Annotated in this window: 24 protein-coding genes; 13 read left to right on the top strand and 11 right to left on the bottom strand. The window is 62.9% G+C overall.

Features of this window, described 5'->3' with window-relative positions; genetic code table 11:
• Positions 1-197: 197 nt before the first annotated feature.
• On the bottom strand, positions 198-1,862 hold the full coding sequence (locus tag AC0NIL_RS11940; RefSeq protein WP_013530146.1) for a Na/Pi cotransporter family protein: 1,665 nt from the start codon (positions 1,860-1,862) through the stop codon (positions 198-200).
• A gap of 387 nt (positions 1,863-2,249) precedes the next feature.
• Here AC0NIL_RS11940 and AC0NIL_RS11945 point away from each other — a divergent pair, with 387 nt between their 5' ends.
• From AC0NIL_RS11945 to AC0NIL_RS11975, 7 genes are all read left to right on the top strand, one after another.
• The gene (locus AC0NIL_RS11945; RefSeq protein ID WP_013530147.1) at positions 2,250-2,621 is read left to right on the top strand and encodes an RcnB family protein; all 372 of its coding nucleotides are present in this window, start codon (positions 2,250-2,252) and stop codon (positions 2,619-2,621) included.
• Positions 2,622-2,762: 141 nt separating this feature from the next.
• Entirely contained in the window at positions 2,763-4,700 is a 1,938-nt protein-coding gene (dnaG, locus tag AC0NIL_RS11950) for a DNA primase (protein ID WP_473574076.1), read from the top strand.
• Positions 4,701-5,126: 426 nt separating this feature from the next.
• Positions 5,127-7,148: an RNA polymerase sigma factor RpoD gene (gene rpoD, locus AC0NIL_RS11955; RefSeq protein ID WP_013530149.1), complete on the top strand. Its 2,022-nt coding sequence runs from the start codon at positions 5,127-5,129 to the stop codon at positions 7,146-7,148.
• Positions 7,149-7,329: 181 nt separating this feature from the next.
• Entirely contained in the window at positions 7,330-7,623 is a 294-nt protein-coding gene (locus AC0NIL_RS11960; RefSeq protein ID WP_013530150.1) for a GYD domain-containing protein, read from the top strand.
• Positions 7,624-7,754: 131 nt separating this feature from the next.
• Positions 7,755-8,123 carry a thiol-disulfide oxidoreductase DCC family protein gene (locus tag AC0NIL_RS11965; protein ID WP_027162060.1) on the top strand — a complete coding sequence of 123 codons (369 nt, stop codon included), beginning with the start codon at positions 7,755-7,757 and terminating at the stop codon, positions 8,121-8,123.
• Between the two features lie 159 nt (positions 8,124-8,282).
• Positions 8,283-8,978: a PadR family transcriptional regulator gene (locus AC0NIL_RS11970; protein WP_013530152.1), complete on the top strand. Its 696-nt coding sequence runs from the start codon at positions 8,283-8,285 to the stop codon at positions 8,976-8,978.
• Between the two features lie 111 nt (positions 8,979-9,089).
• Entirely contained in the window at positions 9,090-9,389 is a 300-nt protein-coding gene (locus AC0NIL_RS11975; protein ID WP_024505488.1) for an HlyU family transcriptional regulator, read from the top strand.
• A gap of 147 nt (positions 9,390-9,536) precedes the next feature.
• Here the strand turns inward: AC0NIL_RS11975 and AC0NIL_RS11980 are convergent, their stop codons facing one another.
• Positions 9,537-10,307 carry a COG3904 family protein gene (locus AC0NIL_RS11980; RefSeq protein WP_224674928.1) on the bottom strand — a complete coding sequence of 257 codons (771 nt, stop codon included), beginning with the start codon at positions 10,305-10,307 and terminating at the stop codon, positions 9,537-9,539.
• Here AC0NIL_RS11980 and AC0NIL_RS11985 point away from each other — a divergent pair.
• Positions 10,297-10,569 (top strand): hypothetical protein, encoded by a 273-nt coding sequence (locus AC0NIL_RS11985; RefSeq protein WP_145923780.1) that lies wholly within the window; start codon positions 10,297-10,299, stop codon positions 10,567-10,569. The genes AC0NIL_RS11980 and AC0NIL_RS11985 overlap by 11 nt on opposite strands.
• A gap of 48 nt (positions 10,570-10,617) precedes the next feature.
• Here AC0NIL_RS11985 and AC0NIL_RS11990 read toward each other — a convergent pair whose 3' ends face one another.
• From AC0NIL_RS11990 to AC0NIL_RS12015, 6 genes are all read right to left on the bottom strand, one after another.
• Complete coding sequence (locus AC0NIL_RS11990; RefSeq protein ID WP_013530154.1) at positions 10,618-10,827, bottom strand: hypothetical protein; 210 nt, start codon at positions 10,825-10,827, stop codon at positions 10,618-10,620.
• A gap of 92 nt (positions 10,828-10,919) precedes the next feature.
• Positions 10,920-11,555: an outer-membrane lipoprotein carrier protein LolA gene (locus AC0NIL_RS11995; protein ID WP_063168774.1), complete on the bottom strand. Its 636-nt coding sequence runs from the start codon at positions 11,553-11,555 to the stop codon at positions 10,920-10,922.
• A 56-nt stretch (positions 11,556-11,611) separates the two neighbouring features.
• Positions 11,612-11,875 (bottom strand): YMGG-like glycine zipper-containing protein, encoded by a 264-nt coding sequence (locus AC0NIL_RS12000; protein WP_013530156.1) that lies wholly within the window; start codon positions 11,873-11,875, stop codon positions 11,612-11,614.
• Positions 11,876-11,993: 118 nt separating this feature from the next.
• On the bottom strand, positions 11,994-12,602 hold the full coding sequence (locus AC0NIL_RS12005) for a hypothetical protein (RefSeq protein WP_224674929.1): 609 nt from the start codon (positions 12,600-12,602) through the stop codon (positions 11,994-11,996).
• A gap of 96 nt (positions 12,603-12,698) precedes the next feature.
• On the bottom strand, positions 12,699-13,901 hold the full coding sequence (locus AC0NIL_RS12010; RefSeq protein WP_027162053.1) for an MFS transporter: 1,203 nt from the start codon (positions 13,899-13,901) through the stop codon (positions 12,699-12,701).
• Between the two features lie 126 nt (positions 13,902-14,027).
• Positions 14,028-14,486 (bottom strand): Lrp/AsnC family transcriptional regulator, encoded by a 459-nt coding sequence (locus AC0NIL_RS12015; RefSeq protein WP_063168771.1) that lies wholly within the window; start codon positions 14,484-14,486, stop codon positions 14,028-14,030.
• 170 nt (positions 14,487-14,656) lie between these two features.
• On the opposite strand from AC0NIL_RS12015, the gene AC0NIL_RS12020 reads away from it, so the two are divergent.
• Both AC0NIL_RS12020 and AC0NIL_RS12025 read left to right on the top strand, forming a co-directional pair.
• A complete protein-coding gene (locus AC0NIL_RS12020) occupies positions 14,657-15,391 on the top strand; it encodes an AzlC family ABC transporter permease (RefSeq protein WP_224674931.1) in 735 nt (244 codons plus the stop codon).
• Positions 15,388-15,687, top strand: a complete 300-nt coding sequence (locus AC0NIL_RS12025; protein ID WP_473574075.1) for an AzlD family protein — start codon at positions 15,388-15,390, stop codon at positions 15,685-15,687. The genes AC0NIL_RS12020 and AC0NIL_RS12025 overlap by 4 nt, the downstream gene beginning before the upstream one ends.
• A gap of 54 nt (positions 15,688-15,741) precedes the next feature.
• Here the strand turns inward: AC0NIL_RS12025 and AC0NIL_RS12030 are convergent, their stop codons facing one another.
• Positions 15,742-16,377: an FMN-dependent NADH-azoreductase gene (locus tag AC0NIL_RS12030; RefSeq protein WP_224674932.1), complete on the bottom strand. Its 636-nt coding sequence runs from the start codon at positions 16,375-16,377 to the stop codon at positions 15,742-15,744.
• 113 nt (positions 16,378-16,490) lie between these two features.
• Between AC0NIL_RS12030 and AC0NIL_RS12035 the strand changes: the two genes are divergently transcribed.
• The gene (locus tag AC0NIL_RS12035; RefSeq protein ID WP_024505493.1) at positions 16,491-17,447 is read left to right on the top strand and encodes a LysR family transcriptional regulator; all 957 of its coding nucleotides are present in this window, start codon (positions 16,491-16,493) and stop codon (positions 17,445-17,447) included.
• Here the strand turns inward: AC0NIL_RS12035 and AC0NIL_RS12040 are convergent.
• On the bottom strand, positions 17,380-18,006 hold the full coding sequence (locus AC0NIL_RS12040; RefSeq protein ID WP_024505494.1) for a TetR/AcrR family transcriptional regulator: 627 nt from the start codon (positions 18,004-18,006) through the stop codon (positions 17,380-17,382). The two genes, AC0NIL_RS12035 and AC0NIL_RS12040, sit on opposite strands and share 68 nt — an antisense overlap.
• Positions 18,007-18,072: 66 nt before the next feature.
• Between AC0NIL_RS12040 and AC0NIL_RS12045 the strand changes: the two genes are divergently transcribed.
• Positions 18,073-18,498, top strand: a complete 426-nt coding sequence (locus AC0NIL_RS12045; RefSeq protein WP_224674933.1) for a VOC family protein — start codon at positions 18,073-18,075, stop codon at positions 18,496-18,498.
• Positions 18,499-18,507: 9 nt separating this feature from the next.
• Here AC0NIL_RS12045 and AC0NIL_RS12050 read toward each other — a convergent pair whose 3' ends face one another.
• A complete protein-coding gene (locus AC0NIL_RS12050; RefSeq protein WP_013530167.1) occupies positions 18,508-19,458 on the bottom strand; it encodes a S1C family serine protease in 951 nt (316 codons plus the stop codon).
• A 226-nt stretch (positions 19,459-19,684) separates the two neighbouring features.
• Here AC0NIL_RS12050 and AC0NIL_RS12055 point away from each other — a divergent pair, with 226 nt between their 5' ends.
• Positions 19,685-20,557 carry a S1C family serine protease gene (locus AC0NIL_RS12055; protein ID WP_127369560.1) on the top strand — a complete coding sequence of 291 codons (873 nt, stop codon included), beginning with the start codon at positions 19,685-19,687 and terminating at the stop codon, positions 20,555-20,557.

The following is a 20,557-nucleotide window of genomic DNA, read 5'->3' on the forward strand; positions in this document are numbered from 1 at the left end:
TTCTTCAGTGGGGGCGAGGCGGTGAAGCGCCAATCTCCCCCTTGTGGGGGAGATGGCCGGGGTAAAGGAAGCGCGCGAACCTATCCAAGCGCGCTCCCTTCCTCTCCCCCGACCGACGGGGTAGAGGAAGGGCGCGATCTTATTTCAACTAGCGCCCTTCCTCTCTCTCCGGAGGCCTCGTGGGGGATTGCTATTCTTCAGCTCGCCTTCAACCGCGACCCCGTCAGCAGGCCGCGCTCTTCAAGCACCGGATAGGCCATCGAGGCCAGCAGCGAATTGATCTGCTTCAGGTCGCGGATGGTGTCGAGATGGATCGAGCTGGTTTCGACGCTCTTGGCGGTGCCGTCGCGCAGCCGCACGAAATGGCTGGCGCTGGTTTCCTTTTCGCGGTCGCGCAGCCGGTCCTTTTCCAGCACCAGCTGGCGGGCGGTCTCGGGATCGCGCGACACCAGAACGTTGAAGGCAAGCCGCGCATTGGCCAGAACCGAGCCATGGAAGGCGCACAGCTCGGCCCAGCCCTCGTCGGTGAATTCCAGTCCGCGCTCGAACTTCTTCTTCACATGCACCAGCATGTTGCGCACGATGATGTCGCCGACCTGCTCGAGCTTGACGCAGGCGCCGATCAGTTCCTGGCAGCGCAGCGCCTCGTCCTCGGTCAGCGGGTTCCTGGTCAGTTTGGCGAGGTAGAGCTTGATCGCGGCGTGCTTGCGGTCGACGCGGTCGTCGAGTGCGGCCAGCGCCTTGATCTTGTCGGCGTCGGCACTTTCATAGAGTTCGATGATACGCTTGAGCATGATCTCGATCGTCTCGCAGACCCGCACCACCTCGCGGGTGGCATTGGCCAGCGCCTGGCTCGGCACGTCGAGCGCGCTTTCGTTGAGTGCGGACAGCTCGACGACGTCAAGCGAGGCGGCCGGCACGGGCTTGGTGCCAAGTGCGACGATCTTCTCCGAAGCGCGGTAGACGAAGCCTGCCAGCGGCAGACCGGCGAGCAGGATCAGCACATTGAACAGGATGTGGGCATTGACGATCTGGTCCGCCGCCGTCGAACCGAGAAAGGCGAAGTGCGGCCTGAAGATCATGACCAGGATCAGCATGACCAGCGAGCCAAGCCCGCGCATCAGGAGATTGCCGATCGGCACGACGCGCACCTCGGGGCTCGACGAACGGGTCAGCATCGGCGCGATGATCGAGGAGCCGAGGTTGACGCCAAGGATGAGAACGACGCCAAGTTCGGGCGTGATCAGGCCACGGCCTGCCAGCGTCGCCATCAACAGCACCGCCGCGATGCTCGACTGGAACAGCCAGGTGATCAGTGCCGCCAGCAGATAGGCGGTGATGGAATCGGTCGAGAAGTAGTTGATGATGACCGGCATGAGCTGGCTGTTGCGCAGGGGCTCCGATGCCTGGCCGATCATCTCCAGCGACAGGATCAGAAGGCCGATGCCGACCAGGATGCGGCCGGACTGGCGCCAGTCGCGCCGCTCGGTGGCCATGAACATGACCGTGCCGGTGATCAGGCACAGCGGCACCAGCAAGGTGAGGTCGAAGGTCAGCAGCTTGACCACCAGCGCCGATCCGATTTCGGCGCCGCGCACCGCCAATTGCCCCGCGGCGCCCGAGACGATGCCAGAGCCGGCGAAGGAGCCGACCAGCAGCGTGACGGCGGTGGAGCTCTGCAGGGCGATGGCAAGGCCGGTGCCGGCCAGCACCGCCATGATCGGATTGCGCATGGTGGCGCGGAGGCGATGGCGCAGCACGTCGCCATAGGCGCGTTCAACGCCGGTCTTCACCATGCGGGTGGCAAACAGCATCAGCGCCACGGCGCCGGCCAGATGCAGAAGGACGACGGACCCGCTCATTTCGTCCCCCGCATGCAAACAGGGCGCCCGCCCTGTTTTGCGTGGCGATCAGAAGGAAAAACGAGGGAACGAATCATGTTCATGGCGGTGACTTATAATAGCTCGAATATTTTAGCCGGATAATAAAATCTTGTCGATTTCAAGGGCCGTTGCCGCGCGACAGGCGGTGTCGGAGAATGGACGGACGCGCAAATGGTTGCATTGCGGGGCGGGCGCGAAGCGGCGGATAGGCCGAGTTTGCGGTGCGACTGGCTCCTGCCTTTGCGATCATGTTCAGCTTCCTTGGGTAAATCAAGGAATCCATTACATAATTGTAATGCGTGCGTTCAGTTTCGGTTCATCGATGGGCAGCTACTGCTTCGATATCGACAACCAAGGAGACTTCTCATGAAACGCATCGTCCTTTCCGCACTCGCTTTCTCGATGCTGGCCGCTACGTCGCTCACCGGCCAGGCCGCACCGCTGAATGCGCCGAACGCGCCGCAGTCGAACTACAGCCAGGTCGACTGGCAGAAGCCCGGCCACCACAGCGATGTGAGGAAGCGCGTTTACAAGAAGAAGGTCGTCGTCGTGAAGCGCAACAACTGGCGGCATGGCCAGAAATATTCCGGCTGGAAGCGCCATCAGCCGATCCGCGACTATGGCCGCTACGGCCTGCATCGCCCCGGCCGCGGCCAGGAATGGATCCGCGTCGGCAACGACTATGTGCTGGTCGGCATCCTCTCCGGCGTCATCTTCGGCGCGCTTGCCGCGCATTAATCGGCACCTTGCCGGACATTGAAAAGGGAGGCGGCCCGCTACGGCCGCCTTTCTTTTTGCCTGTGGAAACCGGGTATGGCCCGCATTAAGGGTCGTCGGATTTCGCGGGCGTGATTATATAATCGGGAAACGAGTTCCCCGATGCGCTTTCCACCCGCCTTCCTCGACGAGATACGCGACCGCGTGCCGATTTCATCGGTGATCGGCCAGCGAGTCGTGTGGGACCGCAAGAAGACCAACGCGCCGCGCGGCGACTATTGGGCCTGCTGCCCGTTCCATGGCGAGAAGAGCCCTTCCTTCCACTGCGAGGACAAGAAGGGCCGCTACCACTGTTTCGGCTGTTCGGTCTCGGGCGATCATTTCAAGTTCCTCACCGAACTGGACGGGATGAGCTTTCCCGAGGCGGTCGAGAAGATCGCCGACATGGCCGGGGTGCCGATGCCGGTCCGCGACGCGCAGGAGGAGCGGCGCGAAAAGGAACGCGCCAGCCTGACCGACGTCATGGAGATGGCGACCGCCTTCTTCCAGGAACGGCTGCAGGGACCGGAAGGCGCCAAGGCGCGTGCCTATCTGCGCGACCGCGGCCTGACGCCGGCGACGCAGCAATCGTTCCGGCTCGGTTTTGCGCCCGACAGCCGCAATGCGCTGAAGGAGCATCTCGCCGCCAGGGGCGTGCCGAAAGCCGATATCGAGGCCTGCGGACTGGTGCGCCACGGCGACGACATCCCGGTTTCCTATGACTGGTTCCGCGACCGCATCATGTTTCCGATCCCGGATTCCAGGGGGAAGATCATCGCCTTTGGCGGCCGCGCGCTGCAGCCCGATGCGCTGGCCAAATACATGAACTCGCCCGACACCGAGCTCTTCCACAAGGGCAACGTGCTTTATAATTTCGCCCGCGCCCGCAAGGCCTTGGCCAAGGGCGGCACGGTCATCGCCGTCGAAGGCTATATGGATGTCATCGCGCTGGCGCAGGCCGGCTTCGAGAATGTCGTGGCGCCGCTCGGCACCGCGCTTACCGAGAACCAGCTCGAGCTGCTGTGGCGCATGGCGCCGGAGCCGATGTTATGCTTCGACGGCGACAAGGCCGGGTTGAAGGCCGCGTGGCGGGCCGCCGACATGGCGCTGCCGTCGGTGCAGGCCGGCCGCTCGGCGCGTTTCGCGCTGCTGCCGGAAGGCAAGGATCCCGACGATCTGGTCAAGGCCGAAGGACCGGATGCGTTTCGTAGCGTTCTGGCCGAGGCGCGGCCGCTGGTCGACCTTTTATGGATGCGTGAGACGGCGGGCGGCGTCTTCGATACGCCGGAGCGGCGGGCCGAGCTCGAGAAGACGCTGCGCGAACTGACCAGCCGCATCCGCGATGAAAGTCTCCGCTACCATTATCAACAGGAGATGCGCGAGCGCGTGTTGAGCTTCTTCGGCTCTCAGCGCAGTGGGCGTCAGGATGGCGGCCGGCCAGGTCAGCGCGGCCAGGGCAAGGCAGCCGCTCCCGGCGGGCAGTTCGCCAAGAGCGGTGGCGGCCGCATTGCGATCACCGAAAGTCTCGGCCAGTCGGCTTTGGTCAAACGCGGCGGCGAGGGGATGTCGGTGCGCGAGGCGACGATCATCGTCGCATTGGTCAACCATCCGGCACTGATCGACGAGAATTTCGCCCATATCGAGTTTCTCGATCTTGCCAACTCCGATCTGAGGCGGCTGCATGCGGCAATCCTCGATGCAATGGCGCATGACATGGCCAATGACCGGCAGGCGGTGATTGCGACGATCGAACGCGCCGGCTGCGCCGAGATCTGGGAGCGGGCCGTCGGGTTGATCCGGCGGATGCGGCAATGGCCGGCGCTGGAGACCGCCGCCCTCGAAGATGCCCGCGATGCTTTCAGCCAGGCGCTGCACTTGCAGCGCAGCGCGCGCACCTTACATAAGGAACTGAAACAGGCGGAAGCGGCGCTCGCCACCGATCCCACAGACGAAAACTACCGGCACCTGATCGAAATTCAGGCGCAATTCCAGGATGTGCAAGCCACGGAAGCGCTGATCGAAGGGTTTGGCGTCTCCTCGGGCAGGGCAGGGCGAGCTTAGTTGGAAGCGAGTGAATTGAGAAAGCGTCGTTGCGCGTCGAAATGGCGCGTAACGGGCTAAGTCGGGTAATTGATTCGCTTTTTTCATGCGAATCATGCGAGAGGCGCTTGACCTTCTGGCAGATTGGCGGAATCAGGACGATTCGAAACGTTAACCCGAACCCGCGTCGACGGGAAATAAGCGATGTGAGGTACTGGTCACTGGACAGGCAGCCCGCCTGCCACAGATATCAGGGTTAATCTGGACTTAATGGATGTCGCCCAAAAAGGGGAAACCCGGTTTTGGGGCAACGACATACACCAAACGAAACGAGTTGATGCAGTTACTGGCCCGGTGAAGCGCGTTTCATAAGCGAGCGCATCCGATTTGACTGGTCCGACAGCTTACGCGGCTTTGAAGTTCGGCCGCTAGGAGAAGATAAAGACTATGGCGACAAAGGAAAAGGAAGAGGTCGAAACCGAACGCGAAGGCGCCACCGATGGCCCTCTGCTCGACCTTTCCGATGATGCTGTCAAGAAGATGATCAAGGCCGCCAAGAAGCGCGGCTATGTCACCATGGACGAGCTGAATTCGGTGCTGCCCTCAGAGGAAGTGACCTCCGAGCAGATCGAGGACACGATGGCGATGCTGTCCGACATGGGCATCAACGTGGTCGAGGACGACGAGCAGGGCGAGGAGCCCGAGGCCGCCGACACCGCGGCCGATGCCGAGGAAGACGCCAACGAGCTGGCTGAGCAGACCGGCACCGCGGTCGCCGCCACCACCACCAAGAAAGAACCGACCGATCGCACCGACGATCCGGTGCGCATGTATCTGCGCGAGATGGGCTCGGTGGAGCTTTTGTCGCGCGAGGGCGAAATTGCCATCGCCAAACGCATCGAGGCCGGCCGCGAGACGATGATCGCGGGTCTGTGCGAAAGCCCGCTGACCTTCCAGGCCATCATCATCTGGCGCGACGAACTCAACGAATCCAAGATCCTGCTGCGTGAGATCATCGATCTCGAAGCCACCTATGCCGGCCCCGAGGCCAAGCAGGCGCCGGTGGTCGAGCGCGTCGAGGAAGCTAAAGTCGAGGACAAGCCCCGCCGTTCGCGCGACGACGAAGACGACATCACCAATGTCGGCGCCGATACGCGTGGGCTGACGGATGACGACGACGAAGACGAGGACGAAGCGAGCCTGTCGCTGGCCGCGATGGAAGCGGAACTCCGCCCGCAGGTGATGGAGACGCTCGACGTTATCGCCGACACCTACAAAAAGCTGCGCAAGCTGCAGGACCAGCAGGTCGAGAACCGTCTGGCCGCGGCCGGCACGCTGTCGCCCAGCCAGGATCGCCGGCTGAAGGAGCTCAAGGACCAGCTGATCAAGGCGGTGAAGTCGCTGTCGCTCAACACGGCGCGCATCGAGGCGCTGGTCGAGCAGCTCTACGACATCAACAAGCGCCTGGTGCAGAACGAAGGCAAGCTGCTCAGGCTCGCCGAAAGCTACGGCGTGCGTCGCGAAGAGTTCCTGAAGGAATATCAGGGTTCCGAGCTCGACCCGAACTGGACGCGCTCGATCGGCAACCTGACCTCGCGCGGCTGGAAGGAATTCACCAAGAACGAGAAGGATGCGATCAAGGACCTGCGCGCCGAGATCCAGAACCTCGCCACCGAAACGGCGATCTCGATCCTGGAATTCCGCAAGATCGTCAACCAGGTGCAGAAGGGCGAGCGCGAAGCGGCGATCGCCAAGAAGGAAATGGTCGAGGCCAATCTGCGCCTCGTCATCTCCATCGCCAAAAAATACACCAATCGCGGCCTGCAGTTCCTCGACCTGATCCAGGAAGGCAATATCGGCCTGATGAAGGCGGTCGACAAATTCGAATACCGCCGCGGTTACAAGTTCTCGACCTACGCGACATGGTGGATCCGGCAGGCGATCACGCGTTCGATCGCCGATCAGGCGCGCACCATCCGCATTCCGGTGCACATGATCGAAACGATCAACAAGATCGTGCGCACCTCGCGTCAGATGCTGCACGAGATCGGCCGCGAGCCGACGCCGGAAGAACTGGCCGAAAAGCTTGCCATGCCGCTCGAAAAGGTACGCAAGGTCTTGAAGATCGCCAAGGAGCCGATCTCGCTCGAAACGCCGGTCGGCGACGAGGAGGATTCGCATCTGGGCGATTTCATCGAGGACAAGATGGCGATCCTGCCGATCGACGCGGCGATCCAGGCCAATTTGCGCGAGACCACCACGCGCGTGCTGGCCTCGCTGACGCCGCGCGAGGAGCGCGTGCTCAGAATGCGCTTCGGCATCGGCATGAACACCGACCACACGCTGGAAGAAGTCGGCCAGCAGTTCTCGGTTACCCGCGAGCGTATCCGCCAGATCGAAGCCAAGGCGCTGCGCAAGCTCAAGCACCCGAGCAGGTCGCGCAAGCTGCGCAGCTTCCTGGATAGCTGAGACTTACCGATGCAAAGAGTTCAAGGGCGCCGATGGCGCCCTTTTTTGTTTGTGGGGCGCACTCTTGCGGGCCAGGCCCTTCGGGAGGATAATTTCGCTGTCGGATGCATTTCTGGGCGATAAGCCGGATGCCCGCCCCGGCGAAGCCGCCGTGCTCCGTGGCCCCGGAGGGAGGTGTGCCATGACAAGCTACATCGTGCTGATGAACTGGACGGAGCAGGGTGCCAGAAACGTGCGCGAGTCACCGAAGCGGCTCGACGCCGCCAGAAAGCAGCTGGGAGACATGGGCGGATCGTTCAAGGCGTTCTACCTGACCATGGGCGAATACGACATGGTGGCGGTGGTCGAAGCGCCCGACGACGCGGTGCTGGCGCGCTTCTCGCTGATGCTGGCGGCGGCCGGCAATGTCAGGACGCGGACGCTGAAGGCCTTTCCCGAATTAGCCTACCGCGAGATCGTCACCTCGCTCGGATAAAGCCCGTAGCGGAAGGGCCGGACCGGCTGGCCCGATACATTCTCCTTCGCGCGAGCGACCGAGCGACGTCTTGACGGCGCCCGATCGTTCGTGGTCCTTCAAGTTTGCGCTACCAACCAAATGCCGGAACTATGCTGACCGTCTGGTACAATACGCGCTGCCCGGTCTGCGATGCCGGGATCAGCAGGCAGAAGCGGCGGCTGATCGAAGCGATCAAGGCTGGGCGGATCAAGTTCCGAGACATCAATCTTGAACCGGCAGCGCTAGCCGGATTTGGCGCGTCGCTTGAGGATATCCGCCGCCGGCTGCACGCCACCGATGCCGAGGGCCGACTGCTGGTCGGCGCCGATGTCGCCATCGCGGTATGGAAGGTCACGCCGGGCGAGGGCTGGTTGGCGACGCTGTTCGGCAATCCGGTTGCCTTGCCGCTGACACGCTTTGCCTACGATCGCTTTGCCGATCTTCTCTATGCCTGGAACCGGCGCATGGGGCGCTGGTAGCCGAATTTATCGGTGGCCGCCGTTCGCAACGAAGCGGCCGAGACTGGAAAATCGAGCCCGCTGGTGCTGCATTCAGATACATCGTAAGATATATCTTGACTCCATCGATTGACTTGCCTAATTAAGATATATCGTAAGATACAACTCAAGGAGCAATCAATGCACAAACACAATCATTTCGGGCGCGGTCATTTCGGCGAGCGCATGTTCATGCACATGGCCGGCAAATTCGGTGGCAGAGGGGGCGGCGGCTTTGGCCCGTTCGGCCACGGCGGCCGTGGTGGCGGGCGCGGCGGTCCGGGCGACATGTTCCGCGCCGGACGCATGCTGGCCGACGGCGACCTCAAGCTGATCACGCTGTCGCTGCTGGCCGAAGCGCCGCGTCACGGCTACGACATCATCAAGGCCCTGGAAGAGCGCACCAGCGGCATCTACAGCCCGAGCCCGGGCGTGGTCTACCCGACGCTGACCTTCCTGGAAGAGGCCGGCTATGCCGCCTCCGCCGCCGACGGCAACAAGAAGGTGTTTTCGATCACCGAGGCGGGCCAGGCGCATCTCGCCGACAACCGCGAGATGATCGACGGCGTGCTCGACCATCTCGAACGCTTCGGCCGCAAAATGGCCAAGGCGCGCGACTGGTTCGGCTGGAACGACGAGAGCGAAGAGGGCGGGCGTCGTGGCGGCCGCGGTGGCCGCGGGGATCGTTCGGAAGCGCGCGACGAATTCCGCGCAGTCCGTCACCGGCTGCGCGCGGCTCTGGGCGACTTCGTCGACGCCCCGGCCGACAAGCAGGCCGAGGCCATCGCCATCCTCGAAGCCGCCGCCGAGGCGCTGGAAGCGCTGTCGCACAAGTAAGCTCGTCCGCCGATGGGACGCCGCCCTTGCCCGCTGGGCCAAGGACCGATAGTGAAATTCATCCCGCGTCACTCTACATGGTGCGGGATGAATGCTGTTGGAGGAAGTCCGATGTCTTTTCTGAAGCGTCTTTTCGGCGGTGGCGGCGGCGGAACCCAGACGGCTGAGCCGACGAGTGCAGCGCCAGCCAAGCAGGTCGAGCACAAGGGCTTTCTGATCAGCGCCACGCCCTACAAGGCCGATGGCCAGTACCAGACCTGCGGCGTCGTCTCCAAGGAGATCGACGGCGTGGTGAAGGAACACAAATTCATCCGCGCCGACCGCTTTGCCGGGCTCGACGACGCCGTCGACATCTCGATCAAGAAGGGCATCCAACTGGTCGACGAGCAGGGCGATCGGGTTTTTGGATAGGCAGGACCGGTCGAGGCGAAAATCTTCGGCATCTCGCAATGAGCCCAACCGATCAGCGTGAAGATGCTGTCAAGCGTGTTAGGAACGCCAAACAAGGCCTGGTCTCCGCAATGCCATCAAAGCCGGCTCACTCTACAGGCCGCCTTGCTATGGCAGTAAATGCATGAGTTCGTCCGGCATTGTGGTAACCGCCGGCACTGGAGTAGCCGCCGGCGTGGGATCGGCCGGATCGGCAACATTCGTTCCACCGATGACGTAGCCCGGTTCTTCCGAGTACGAGTAGACTTTCGTTATGATGCCTGATTTGAGCGCTTCAGCGTCCCAGACGTTATAAAGGCCCTGCGGCGTTGCCAGCCCCATCATGGCGAACACATCGGCGCTGTTGACGCCCATTTCGTCGAAATAGTCGGACAGCAACTGCTTCAGCGCCGGATCAGGCACCGTCGAAATCTCATCAAGGCTTCTTCTGCCGTTGTGCATTCGGGGTGTCTTCCGGCCGTTCGTTATCTGATGGACGGCGATCCGGGCATTGGCAGCTGCGGCGCGGACCTGGCCCCCAGCCAAGGCCCATGGGCAGGCCGAGAAACAGTACGCCCCACCAGAATGAACTTCCCCTTCCGACCAGCCGTTCCTGACCATCTTTTGCGGACAGCGTGGCACCAGCATCGGGCAGCCGTTCAACTGCGTCCTGCCTATCGCAGTTTCGAGGCCGGCGGCGCGGATCATGTGTCCCATTTCGAGCGCCGCATCCACGTTCCCGCCGCCAGACTGAAACACGACAGGAAGCCTTTCTCCCTTCAGTTTCCGCAGAAATTTCTCAAATTGCTTGGCGGTATCAGGTTTTATTATGCCCTCGGCAGATATCCATTGGACGCAGTTGACGTTGCAATCGCCGTTCCGAACCAGAATGAAGTTCATCGGCCATTCTTCGGGCGCTTTCTGCTTTGCGACGGCCGATGCAGTTGCAGTCAAGGCGACAAAGGCGATCAAGCAAAAGGTTACCAGCGGACCCAGGCGAGTTGTCACGATGAAAAGCCCCACTTACCGACGAATAACTACTATCGCCTTAGGTCTGTCTGATACAACCTTCTTTAACTCTCCGCTCGACGACGCCGTGGACATCTCGATCAAGGAGGGCATCCAGTTGGTCGACGAGCAGGGCGATCGGATTTTTGGGTAGGCAGGACCACCTCTCCGCTGGAGGTCGCAGATCGCGACCGCCAGCGGGTCAATTCGTCCTGGCGGGATCGATCGTCATCAGGCGTGCCCTTGCCTCGATCAGGTGCCTTTGCGCGGCCCTTATCCGGCTGCACAATGCCAAATTGAGGGCGACGCCACCTTCCTCATCCAGCAAGTCGTTCGCGCACTTCAAAGAGTGCTCAGCTCTCCTTATACGCAGTCTGGCTTTGGCCGCTTCCATGCTGTGAATTTCAATCATTGCGCCGCGTCCTTTGCGGTTCCGGTCCCTTCATGGACTAAACCGCTGGTGATCGCATTGGTTCCGGCCAGGGAATATGCCCGCGGCTTCGGCTATTTCGTTGTCGTGTTGAATTCACGGTTTGCCGTGTAATCGATCACGAAGGTGCCCTCGGGAGCGCGAACGCCCTGCTTCACATTTGATATAGTCACCGTTGTGGTAAGTCCCTTCTCGTCGGTGAGGCTCCATCTGCGCAGATCGAGAGATTTACTGTCGAACACCATGGAGATGCTCGAATTGCCGAAGGTCGATCTGTCGGCCAGCTTGACGGTAACTTGGGCGCCATCGTCCCTGATGCTTTTCACGCGATTGCCGGAGAAGTCGACCTTATTGTCGAGCAGCAGCTTAAGCGGCGTCTTCGAGAGAGCATAAAGCCGCGATGTCTTCAGCTTTCTGTTATAAACCACCAGGGATTTGCCATCTGCAATCACGCTGATCCCTGATTGGCCTGCATAGTTGAATCGGATCTTGCCGGGGCGTTGTAGAAAAAACCTGCCACGGGTCCTCTCCGCATTTGGACCCGACTGGACGAAGTCCCCGGACATGGACTTTACCGATGAGAGGTGATCGGCAATCGTCTTGCCATCAACAGGCGCGGCGGAGATCGCGGCGGTGGATGCCGCATACATCGCGGCAGCGCTGGCAACGGCGAACCAGCAACCCAGCAGTACTTTGATCCGATAGCCCATCGCTTATCCCACCTCCGGAGCAGGCGCGTGATCGAAAGAGATCACGCGCCTCCAGGTCAGTAACCCTCCGGGCATCGTGCAACGTAAACCCGGCCATACTGATCGCGATATCTGCACTGGCCGGCTTCGCTGGCGTGCCCGATGACGGCCCCGGCTATCGCGCCAACCGCACCGCCAACAACCGCCCCTTGCACAGGATCGCCGGCCACCGCGGCGCCTACCGCTGCGCCACCCAAGCCGCCGACGGCAGCGCCTTGTTCTGTACGGGAGCACGCCGAGAGCGGAATGAGCAGGCTCAAAATGAGCAGCGTCTTTTTCATTGGTTCTCTCCTGGGCTACTATTAGCCAAAGCTTAAATGCTCAAGAAAGCTTTTCGATCCATCGTGGGTTGCCTGTCCGTCAAGCGCCGGGCCGTGGCGGACCCGTGTGCCCTCCGGCTCAAACGCCTGCAATCGCCAAAAGCCAGGCCAGGATATCGAGCAGCAGAAACAGCAGCGCAATCTGCAGCGCCACCCGCAGCCGCTGGATAATTCGCCAGTTGCCGGCCATGTCCGCTTTGATGCGAAGCGCAAGCGCGCGGCGCATGGCCGACATCGTCGTCGGCCTGTCGCCGTCGACATATTGATCAAGCAACTCTTCGGGATCGAAGCGGAATGTGTATTGGTGGTAGGGCCAAAGCATGAAGACGATCAGCCCGCCAATGCCGAACAGCAGGGCCACCGCAATCCAGTCCCAAGGCCCGAGCCCGTTGGAAAGGGCCGCACCGCCAAGCAACGAGTTTGCGAAGGCGGTGGCGAAGACAAGGCTGCCGGCGCGGCTGCTCATGTTCTCCACAAGGGTTTGCTGTTGCGTGAGACCTCTCACTGCTTCCTGATAAATGAATGCAAGACGCGGATCGTCGTCGGCAACAGCGCTTGCGGCAATTCTGTTGCTTTCGCTTCCACTCGGATGTTCGACCATCAGGGTGTCCTCTCTGGCGTGGACTGGATGCGCGAGCTCAGTCGAGATCGCTTGGTGCAAACGTTGCCCGTAAACTGCCTCGCGCAAGGGGGAACGGATGAAACAGGGGACAGGATCCGCAGTGAACCGAACGGGCCAGGCTGATTGCGCGCCCGGCCAGCAAGGTGTGGAAATCGACGCGGACTAAGCCGGCTGCAACTCCCTGCGCGGCAGCGGCGGAAACGCGATGGCGATGCCGACCGCCCCGAGCCCGATAAGAGCCGAGCCGATGAACAGCCAGGAATAGTTGGCGTAGGCGTCGAACACCATGCCGCCGGCAAGCGGGCCCAGCGCCATGCCGAGGCTGGACAGCATGGTGGCGGCGCCGAACACGGTGCCGAGGATGCGCTGGCCGAAATATTCGCGCGCCAGCACCGCATAGAGCGGCATGACGCCGCCATAGGTGGCACCGAAGATAACGGCCAGCATGTAGAACTGCTCAAGCCGGCTGATCGAGAGATAGGCGGCAATGACGATCGCCTGGATCGCCAGGCCCGCGATCAGCACCGGCTTGACGCCCAGCCGGTCGGCCAGCACGCCGTAGAAGAGCCGGCCGCCGAGGCCTGCCAGGCCTTCGACACTGTAGATCGAGACCGCTGCCATGGGGGCGACGCCACACAGCATGGCATAGCTGACCATATGGAAGATCGGGCCGGAATGCGCCGCACAGCAGGCAAAGAAGGTCAGCCCCAGCACGATGAACTGCGGTGAGCGCAGCGCCTTGCCGACCGTCAGGCCGGCGCCTTCGGCAACCGGCGCGGAGCCGGTATCGGCCATGACGGGCTTCGGTGGTTGGCGCACCAGCAGCACCGCCGGCAACAGCAATACCCAGGCGGTAATGCCGATGTCGAACATGGCGGTGCGCCAGTCATAGGCGGAGATCAGCCAGCGGGCGAAGGGCGAAATCGTCATCGGCGCCACGCCCATGCCGGCCGAGACCAGCGAGACGGCGAGGCTGCGGTTGGTGTCGAACCAGCCTGTGGTCAGCGCGATCATCGGCGCGAAAAAGGCGCTTGCCGCGAGGCCGACCAGCACGCCATAGGTAATCTGGAAGCTCAGCAGCGAACCGGCCCGGCTGGCCAGCACCAGCGCCAGCCCGAGCAGAACCGCGCCGGTCATCACGACGATGCGGGCGCCAAAACGGTCCGATATCGCGCCCCAGGCGAAGCCGCCAAGGCCCATCACCAGGAAGTTGAGCGTCATGGCGCTCGAAATGCCGGCGCGCGACCAGTTGGTGTCGATCGCCATCGGCTCGAGAAAGATCGCCAGCGAAAACATCGTCCCGATGGCGACACAGGACATCAGCGCGCCAGCCGCGACGATGACCCAACGATAGGAAAAGCTCATTCAAATCTCCCATGCCAGAGGGCAGCGCTCAGCGCTGCTTGCATCCGAAGGACGCCGGCAGCGAGGCTGATCCTACAATCCGGTTGCATTTTTTATCCAGTCTGGCCCGACGCAGTTTTCAGCAGATCAGACCGGCAGTTCCGACGTGTATTTGATCGTCTGGCTTGGGACGTCGGTCTTGACGTTCTGCACGCCCTTGATGCGGCTCAGATGCTCCGACTGGAAGCGGCGGTAGTCGTCGATGCCGGCCGCCACTACGCGCACCATGGCGTCGCAATCGCCGAGCATCAGATAGCACTCCATCACCTGCGGCAGCTTGGCGACTTCGGTGGCGAAATGCTCGATCGTGTCCTCGTCCTGCGTCTTCAGCCAGATACGGGTGAAGAAGGTCAGACCCTTGCCGATGCTGGCCGGGTTGAGCACGGCGACGTAGCGGTCGATGACACCGGCTTCCTCCAGCAGCTTCACGCGACGCAGGCAAGGCGATGGCGACAGCCCGACCTCATTGGCCAGATCATTGTTGGCCATGCGGCCGTCGCGCTGCAGCGCCCGCAGAATCCGCTTGTCGATCTCATCCAGCTTCATGGCTACAGATTCCATCTATTCGAAAATTTGTAACATAAAATGCCAGAATTGGGCGAAATACAACAATCTCCGCAACCAAATTGCGGACCGATTTCGGTATGTTTGCTGCCGACATCAGTTGATTTCAAACGCAGGGAAGCGGCGGCCGCGAGGTCAGCCGATGAAGACACATGAGCATTTCACAGGCAGTCGAGACGGTGGCAGATGGTTCGAAATCCGAATTCCGCCGTGGCGTGGCGTCCTGCGCGCCGGTGCTGTTCGGCACCATCCCTTATGCGCTGGTGCTTGGCGCCCAGGCCACGCAGAAAGGCTTGAGCACGGTCGAACTGTCTGCCATGACAGGGCTGAACTTCGCCGGCGGTTCGGAGTTCGCGGCGATCCAGTTGTGGACGTCGCCGCCGCACATCGTGCTCATCGTCGCCATCACCTTCCTGGTCAACAGCCGTCACCTGCTGATGGGTGCGGCACTGGCGCCGTTCCTGCGCGACCTGCCACGGCGCAAGGTGTTTCCGGCGCTTTTCCTTATGTGCGATGAAAGCTGGGCGCTGGGCTTGGCCGATGCCAAACAGCGTACTGCTGCCGGCATTACGCCGGCCTTTAGCCCGCGCTACTATATGGGCGCGGCGCTGGCGATGTATCTCACCTGGGTGGCCTTCACCACGCTGGGTGCCTTGCTCGGTCCGATGCTCGGCCATGTCGAGACCTATGGTTTTGACATGGCGTTCCCGGCTGTCTTCCTGGTGCTGATGCGCGGCATGTGGACGGGTATGGCGGCGGCGCGGCCCTGGCTGGTCAGCCTGGTCGTTGCAGCACTGGTCTATCTCTTCGTTCCCGGTGCCTGGTATGTCGCCGCCGGCGCCATGTCGGGTCTGGTCGCGGCCTGGCTGATGGCGGGTGATGCATGATCGATGCAACGACCCTTTTCACCATCGTGCTGATGGCCGGCGTCACTTACCTGACGCGGATCGGCGGCTATGTCGTCCTGCGCAACCGCACGCTGGGCGCCCGTGCCACGGCTGTGATGGAAGCTGCGCCCGGCTGCGTGCTGATCTCTGTCATCGCACCGGCCTTTGTGTCGCGGAATCCTGCCGACCTTTTAGCGCTGGCCATTACCTTGGTCGCAGCCACGCGATTTTCCATGCTGCCGACCGTGCTGGTCGGGGTCAGCGCCGCTGGTCTGCTGAGGCACCTCATCGGCTAGAACGCAAAAGGCAGGCGCGAACGCCTGCCTTCGATGCGGACAAATCTCGGCTGTTTACGCGGCAGCCGCGACACCCTGGCTGGCGGCCACAACGGCGTCAACCTTGGCGGTCGCCTTGGCGAGCGCTGCTGTCACCGCGTCAGGACCCATGCCAACGCCTTCGATGCGGATGACATCGACATCGGTCATGCCGAGGAAGCCGAGCACGCCACGCAGGTAGGGAATGGCGTGATCGAACTGCACGGCCGCACCTTCCGAATAGATGCCGCCGGAAGCTAGCACGATATAGACCTTCTTGCCGGTGACCAGACCCTTGGGGCCGTTCTCGCCATAGGAAAAGCTCTTGCCGGAGCGGGAGATGTGGTCGACCCATGACTTCAGGGTCGAGGAGATGTTGAAGTTGATGAAGCCGGTGGCCAGGATCACCGTGTCGGCGGCGAACAGCTCGTCGAGCACGACATCGGAGACGCCGACGACTTCAGCCTGGCGCGGGGTGCGCGCTTCGGCCGGGGTATAGATGCCCGTCGCATAGTCGGCATCGATGTGCGGCAACGGATTGGCGACGAGGTCGCGCACGACGAGCGTGTTCGACGGATCGGCGGCGACGAGCTTTTCGGCGAATTCGGTGGCGATGCGGGTCGAATGCGAGGCAGCGCCGCGCGGGCTCGAAGTGACAAGAAGAATGGACATTTTGGGCTCTCTCCAGCGGTTGGAATGATTTGTCCCGCCAGATATGGGGCTTTCGATCCATTCAATAAACTGGTATATTTTCTATACGATCCATCCATAAATTGGATATAACGATGCAACCCAACCCGACGCTCGATCAACTTCAGATCTTTGTGACAGTCGCCGAAGCCGGCAGCTTCTCGGCCGCCGGCCGCAAGCTCAACCGGGCACAGTCCGTCATCAGCTACGGCATCGCCAATCTCGAGGCGCAGCTTGGGCTGAAACTGTTCGAGCGCGAGGGCACGCGCGAGCCGCAATTGACGGAGATCGGCCGGGCGATGCTGGAGGACGCACGGCGCATGATCGGCGTGCTGCAGCGCATCCGCTCGCGCGTCGACGGCCACCACCAGGGGCTCGAGGCCGAGGTCGCGCTGTCGGTCGACGCGACGCTGCCGTCACCGGTGCTGGTTCGGGTGCTGAAGGCATTCGAGGCGCAGTTTCCGACCGTGATGCTGCGGCTGCACATCGGCACGCTCGGCCTGATTCCCGACCATGTCGTCAGCGGGCAGGCCGACCTTGGCATTGGCGGCCTGCTGGGCGATGTCGACGTGAACCTTGTGCGCATCGGCTTCATGTCGATCGTGCTGGCCGCCGCGCCCACCCACCCGCTGGCCTTGCTGCCGAAACCGGTGGCGATCGAGGATGCACGCGAACACACCCAACTTGTCGTCACCGACCAGTCGGAGCGCACCAAGGGGCGCGACTTCGGCGTCTATGCCTACCGTACCTGGCGGCTGACGGATGTCCGCACCAAGCATATGCTGATGCGCGAGGGGCTGGGCTGGGGCGGGCTGCCGCGCTGGCTGATATCAGACGACCTAGCGAGCGGCCGGCTGGTCGAGATCGACCTCGAATCCTTCAGGGAGGTGAGTTCGCCGCTGTTTGCCATGCATCGCAGCGATCGCAGCCCGAAGCCGGCGGCGGCCTGGCTGATCGACCAGTTCAAGCGCCAGCTCGGCTGCTTCAACGAGTTCGAGCCGGGCGAGGTGCCGGATGAGGAGCACGAGACAGCCCATCGATCAGCGCCATGAGCACGGCGCGGTAATCTTGCGCTGAGGCGCCGGCCTCGATGGCCAGGGCGGCACGGTCGAAGGCGGAGCCGAGCAGTGCGGTCAGCGCGTCGGCCGGCAATCTCGTCATCGTCTGCGCCCGCATCGCCGCGACCAGCCCTTCGCGCAGAGAGCGGTTGCCGTGGCGATTGTCGATCGCGTCCATGGCGGCGCGGCCAAGCACGGCCGGGCCGTCGAGCAGCAGCAGCCGCGTGCGTCCGGGCGCGCGCATGGCGGCGAGATAGGCGTCGGAGCCGGCAATCAGCGCGTCATGGGCAAACAGCGATGGCGGCGAGGCGCGCTCGATCTCCTCGGCGACCGCTGCCGCCTCCTGCTCGACCACGGCAGCAAACAGTGCCTGCTTGTCGGCAAAATGATGGTAGAGCGCGCCGCGCGTCACGCCGGCGGCGGCGACGATCTCCGGCGTGCCGGTCTCGGAATAGGATTTCTCCGTGAACAGCTTTCGCGCCGCGGCAATCAGGTGGGCGCGCGTCGCTTCGGTGCGGTCGCGGTTGGAACGACGCGCGAAATCGTGTTGCATACATGCAGCCTGTATGTTAATTCGGTTTACATGCAGACTGTATGTTAATTGACGGGAGAAGGAAAGATGAAGACCACGAGCTATTACCCGGTGCTGATGACCGGCGACGTCGCCGGCACGGCGGCCTTTTATGTGAAGCATTTCCGCTTCCAGCCCCTGTTCGAAAGCGACTGGTATGTGCATCTGCAATCGGGGGAGGACAGAAGAGTCAATCTCGGCATCGTCCAGGGCGGCCATGAGACCATCCCGGAAGAGGGGCGGGGCCGCGCTTCGGGCCTGCTGATCAATTTCGAGGTTCGCGACCCGGACGCTGTCTATGAGCGCGTCGTCGCCGCCGGCCTGCCGATCCTGCGCTCGCTGCGCGACGAGCCCTTCGGCCAGCGCCATTTCATCACCAAGGACCCCAATGGCGTGCTGATCGACGTCATCAAGCCGATCCCGCCGAGCGAGGCGTTTCTGGCGCAGTATGCGGAAGGGGTGGCGGGAGCCTGAGCGCCCGCCTCAACTGGCCCTTGCCACCGGCGTCACCGTCACCTGGCTGACACCGGTGCGGCGCACGACGGTGCACAGCGTCTCGCGGCCGATGCGTTCGGCGTCGAGCATGCGCACCAGGTCGTCGACGCCGGTGACAGGACGGCCGTCGATGGCGGCGATGATGTCGCCTTCTTTCAGGCCGGCCTTGGCCGCCGGGCCGTCCTTTTCGACGCTGCGCAGGCGAACCGCCGTGCTGGTCGAGACTTGCGACAACAAGGCGGCGCGGCGCGGCAAACTGGCAGTGTCGGCCGAGACGCCGATGAAGGCGCGGCGGACACGGCCGAAGCGGATGATCTCCGAAATGACGAAATTGGCGGTGTTGGAGGCGACCGCGAAGGCGATGCCCTGCGCGCCATGGATCATGGCGGTGTTGACGCCGATCACCTCGCCGGCCGACGAAACCAGCGGCCCGCCGGAATTGCCGGGGTTGAGCGCTGCGTCGGTCTGGATGACGTCGTCGATCAGCCGGCCGGTCGAGGCGCGCATGGAGCGGCCGAGCGCCGAGACGACGCCGGAGGTGACGGTCCATTCAAAGCCGAGCGGATTGCCGATGGCGATGGCGATCTGGCCGCGCCGCAGCCGCTTGGAATCGGCGAGCGGTGCGACATCGGCAAAGCTGCCGTCGGCGCGCACCAGCGCGATGTCGGTGTCGGGATCGCGGCCGAGCACGCGGCCTTCGCGGGAGGCGCCGTCCGGCATCGAGACGCGCACTGTCCTGGCATCGCCGACGACGTGGAAATTGGTGACGACCAGTCCGTCCGGCGCGATGACGAAGCCGGAGCCGTGGCCGCCCTGGCCGCCGACGCGTTCGATGCGGCAGACGGCCGGGCCGATGCGGTCGACGGCGTCCGCAACGGTCGTCGAATATGCGTCGAGCAATGTATCGTCAGGTTCGAATTTGGCTGCGGCGAGGGCCATGGAAGGGCTCCGTATTTTCGGGCGAAAGGATGATTTTTTTCCTGTGCGTGTCGTTGTCCCAAAACCGCTGAGCACTTTTGGGCGACACGCACTATATGTGCGGAGCGGCTGGAACCGCCGCGACCTGACCAGATGGCCAGTCAAACCGGCAACTAGCCGTCAGGCGAGTACCTCTGAACGCGCTGTCGAGCGATATCTGGGGCATGGATGAACCCAGGAGACCAATATGAGCGATTTCAATCTGAGTGCGTTTTCGCAAGCCATCGCCGATCTCGCCGCCCAGGCGGCACCGGCAACGGCTGGCTTCGCCACGCATCATCACCGCACGGCAAGCGCCTTCCACTGGCGTGACGGTTATTTCGTCACCGCCGAGGAGGCTGTCGAGGCCGGCGAGGAGATCGAACTGACGCTGGCCTCGGGTGAGGCGGTGAAGGCAGAACTGGTCGGCCGCGATCCGTCGACTGGCGTTGCCCTGCTGAAGCCGGCTACGGCCATCAACGCCGTGCCGTTGGCCAGGGCTGACGCGGTGCGGCCAGGCAACATTGCCATCGCCATCGGCAATAGCAACGGGTCGGCTCTGGCCGTTTCGGGCTCGGTAGGCGAAGTCGGTCCGGCCTGGCGCTCGATGCGCGGCGGCACCATCGACCGGCGCATCAATCTGGCCGTCGGTGCCGGCGGCCGTTTCGAGGGCGGCCCGGTTCTCGACGCCAAGGGTGCGCTGATCGGCATGCTGCTGTTCGGGCCGCGCCACCGGGCGCTGGTCATGCCTTACGAGACGATCGAGCGGGCGGTTGCGACGCTGCGCGAAAAGGGCCATGTCGCGCGCGGTTATCTCGGCGCCGGCCTGCATCCGGTACGCGACCGCGACGCGCATGGCGCGATGGTGATGAGCCTCGATGACGATGGTCCCGCCAAGGCCGCCGGTCTCTCTCTCGGCGATATCATCGTGGCGTGGAACGGTGAGGCGGTGCATGGCCCGCGCGACCTGATCCGCAGGCTCGGACCAGACAGTGCGGGCGCTTCGGTGACGCTCGGCGTGGTGCGCGGCGGCGAACAGCGCGATGTCGGGCTGACCATCGGCGAAAAGCCGCTGAGCTGA

The sequence above is a fragment of the Mesorhizobium sp. WSM1343 genome (assembly GCF_055901535.1).

What these genes read in the sequence shown, in the direction of transcription:
- AC0NIL_RS12000 (WP_013530156.1), bottom strand. Translation starts at nt 11,875, where the DNA reads ATGAAAAAGACGCTGCTCATTTTGAGCCTGCTCATTCCGCTCTCGGCG.
- AC0NIL_RS11940 (WP_013530146.1), bottom strand. Translation starts at nt 1,862, where the DNA reads ATGAGCGGGTCCGTCGTCCTTCTGCATCTGGCCGGCGCCGTGGCGCTG.
- AC0NIL_RS12040 (WP_024505494.1), bottom strand. Translation starts at nt 18,006, where the DNA reads ATGCAACACGATTTCGCGCGTCGTTCCAACCGCGACCGCACCGAAGCG.
- AC0NIL_RS11985 (WP_145923780.1), top strand. Translation starts at nt 10,297, where the DNA reads ATGAAGTTCATCGGCCATTCTTCGGGCGCTTTCTGCTTTGCGACGGCC.
- AC0NIL_RS11960 (WP_013530150.1), top strand. Translation starts at nt 7,330, where the DNA reads ATGACAAGCTACATCGTGCTGATGAACTGGACGGAGCAGGGTGCCAGA.
- AC0NIL_RS11965 (WP_027162060.1), top strand. Translation starts at nt 7,755, where the DNA reads ATGCTGACCGTCTGGTACAATACGCGCTGCCCGGTCTGCGATGCCGGG.
- AC0NIL_RS11945 (WP_013530147.1), top strand. Translation starts at nt 2,250, where the DNA reads ATGAAACGCATCGTCCTTTCCGCACTCGCTTTCTCGATGCTGGCCGCT.
- AC0NIL_RS12045 (WP_224674933.1), top strand. Translation starts at nt 18,073, where the DNA reads ATGAAGACCACGAGCTATTACCCGGTGCTGATGACCGGCGACGTCGCC.
- rpoD (WP_013530149.1), top strand. Translation starts at nt 5,127, where the DNA reads ATGGCGACAAAGGAAAAGGAAGAGGTCGAAACCGAACGCGAAGGCGCC.
- AC0NIL_RS12025 (WP_473574075.1), top strand. Translation starts at nt 15,388, where the DNA reads ATGATCGATGCAACGACCCTTTTCACCATCGTGCTGATGGCCGGCGTC.
- AC0NIL_RS11980 (WP_224674928.1), bottom strand. Translation starts at nt 10,307, where the DNA reads ATGAACTTCATTCTGGTTCGGAACGGCGATTGCAACGTCAACTGCGTC.
- AC0NIL_RS11995 (WP_063168774.1), bottom strand. Translation starts at nt 11,555, where the DNA reads ATGGGCTATCGGATCAAAGTACTGCTGGGTTGCTGGTTCGCCGTTGCC.
- AC0NIL_RS12010 (WP_027162053.1), bottom strand. Translation starts at nt 13,901, where the DNA reads ATGAGCTTTTCCTATCGTTGGGTCATCGTCGCGGCTGGCGCGCTGATG.
- AC0NIL_RS11990 (WP_013530154.1), bottom strand. Translation starts at nt 10,827, where the DNA reads ATGATTGAAATTCACAGCATGGAAGCGGCCAAAGCCAGACTGCGTATA.
- AC0NIL_RS12055 (WP_127369560.1), top strand. Translation starts at nt 19,685, where the DNA reads ATGAGCGATTTCAATCTGAGTGCGTTTTCGCAAGCCATCGCCGATCTC.
- AC0NIL_RS11975 (WP_024505488.1), top strand. Translation starts at nt 9,090, where the DNA reads ATGTCTTTTCTGAAGCGTCTTTTCGGCGGTGGCGGCGGCGGAACCCAG.
- AC0NIL_RS12020 (WP_224674931.1), top strand. Translation starts at nt 14,657, where the DNA reads ATGAGCATTTCACAGGCAGTCGAGACGGTGGCAGATGGTTCGAAATCC.
- dnaG (WP_473574076.1), top strand. Translation starts at nt 2,763, where the DNA reads ATGCGCTTTCCACCCGCCTTCCTCGACGAGATACGCGACCGCGTGCCG.
- AC0NIL_RS11970 (WP_013530152.1), top strand. Translation starts at nt 8,283, where the DNA reads ATGCACAAACACAATCATTTCGGGCGCGGTCATTTCGGCGAGCGCATG.
- AC0NIL_RS12015 (WP_063168771.1), bottom strand. Translation starts at nt 14,486, where the DNA reads ATGAAGCTGGATGAGATCGACAAGCGGATTCTGCGGGCGCTGCAGCGC.
- AC0NIL_RS12050 (WP_013530167.1), bottom strand. Translation starts at nt 19,458, where the DNA reads ATGGCCCTCGCCGCAGCCAAATTCGAACCTGACGATACATTGCTCGAC.
- AC0NIL_RS12030 (WP_224674932.1), bottom strand. Translation starts at nt 16,377, where the DNA reads ATGTCCATTCTTCTTGTCACTTCGAGCCCGCGCGGCGCTGCCTCGCAT.
- AC0NIL_RS12035 (WP_024505493.1), top strand. Translation starts at nt 16,491, where the DNA reads ATGCAACCCAACCCGACGCTCGATCAACTTCAGATCTTTGTGACAGTC.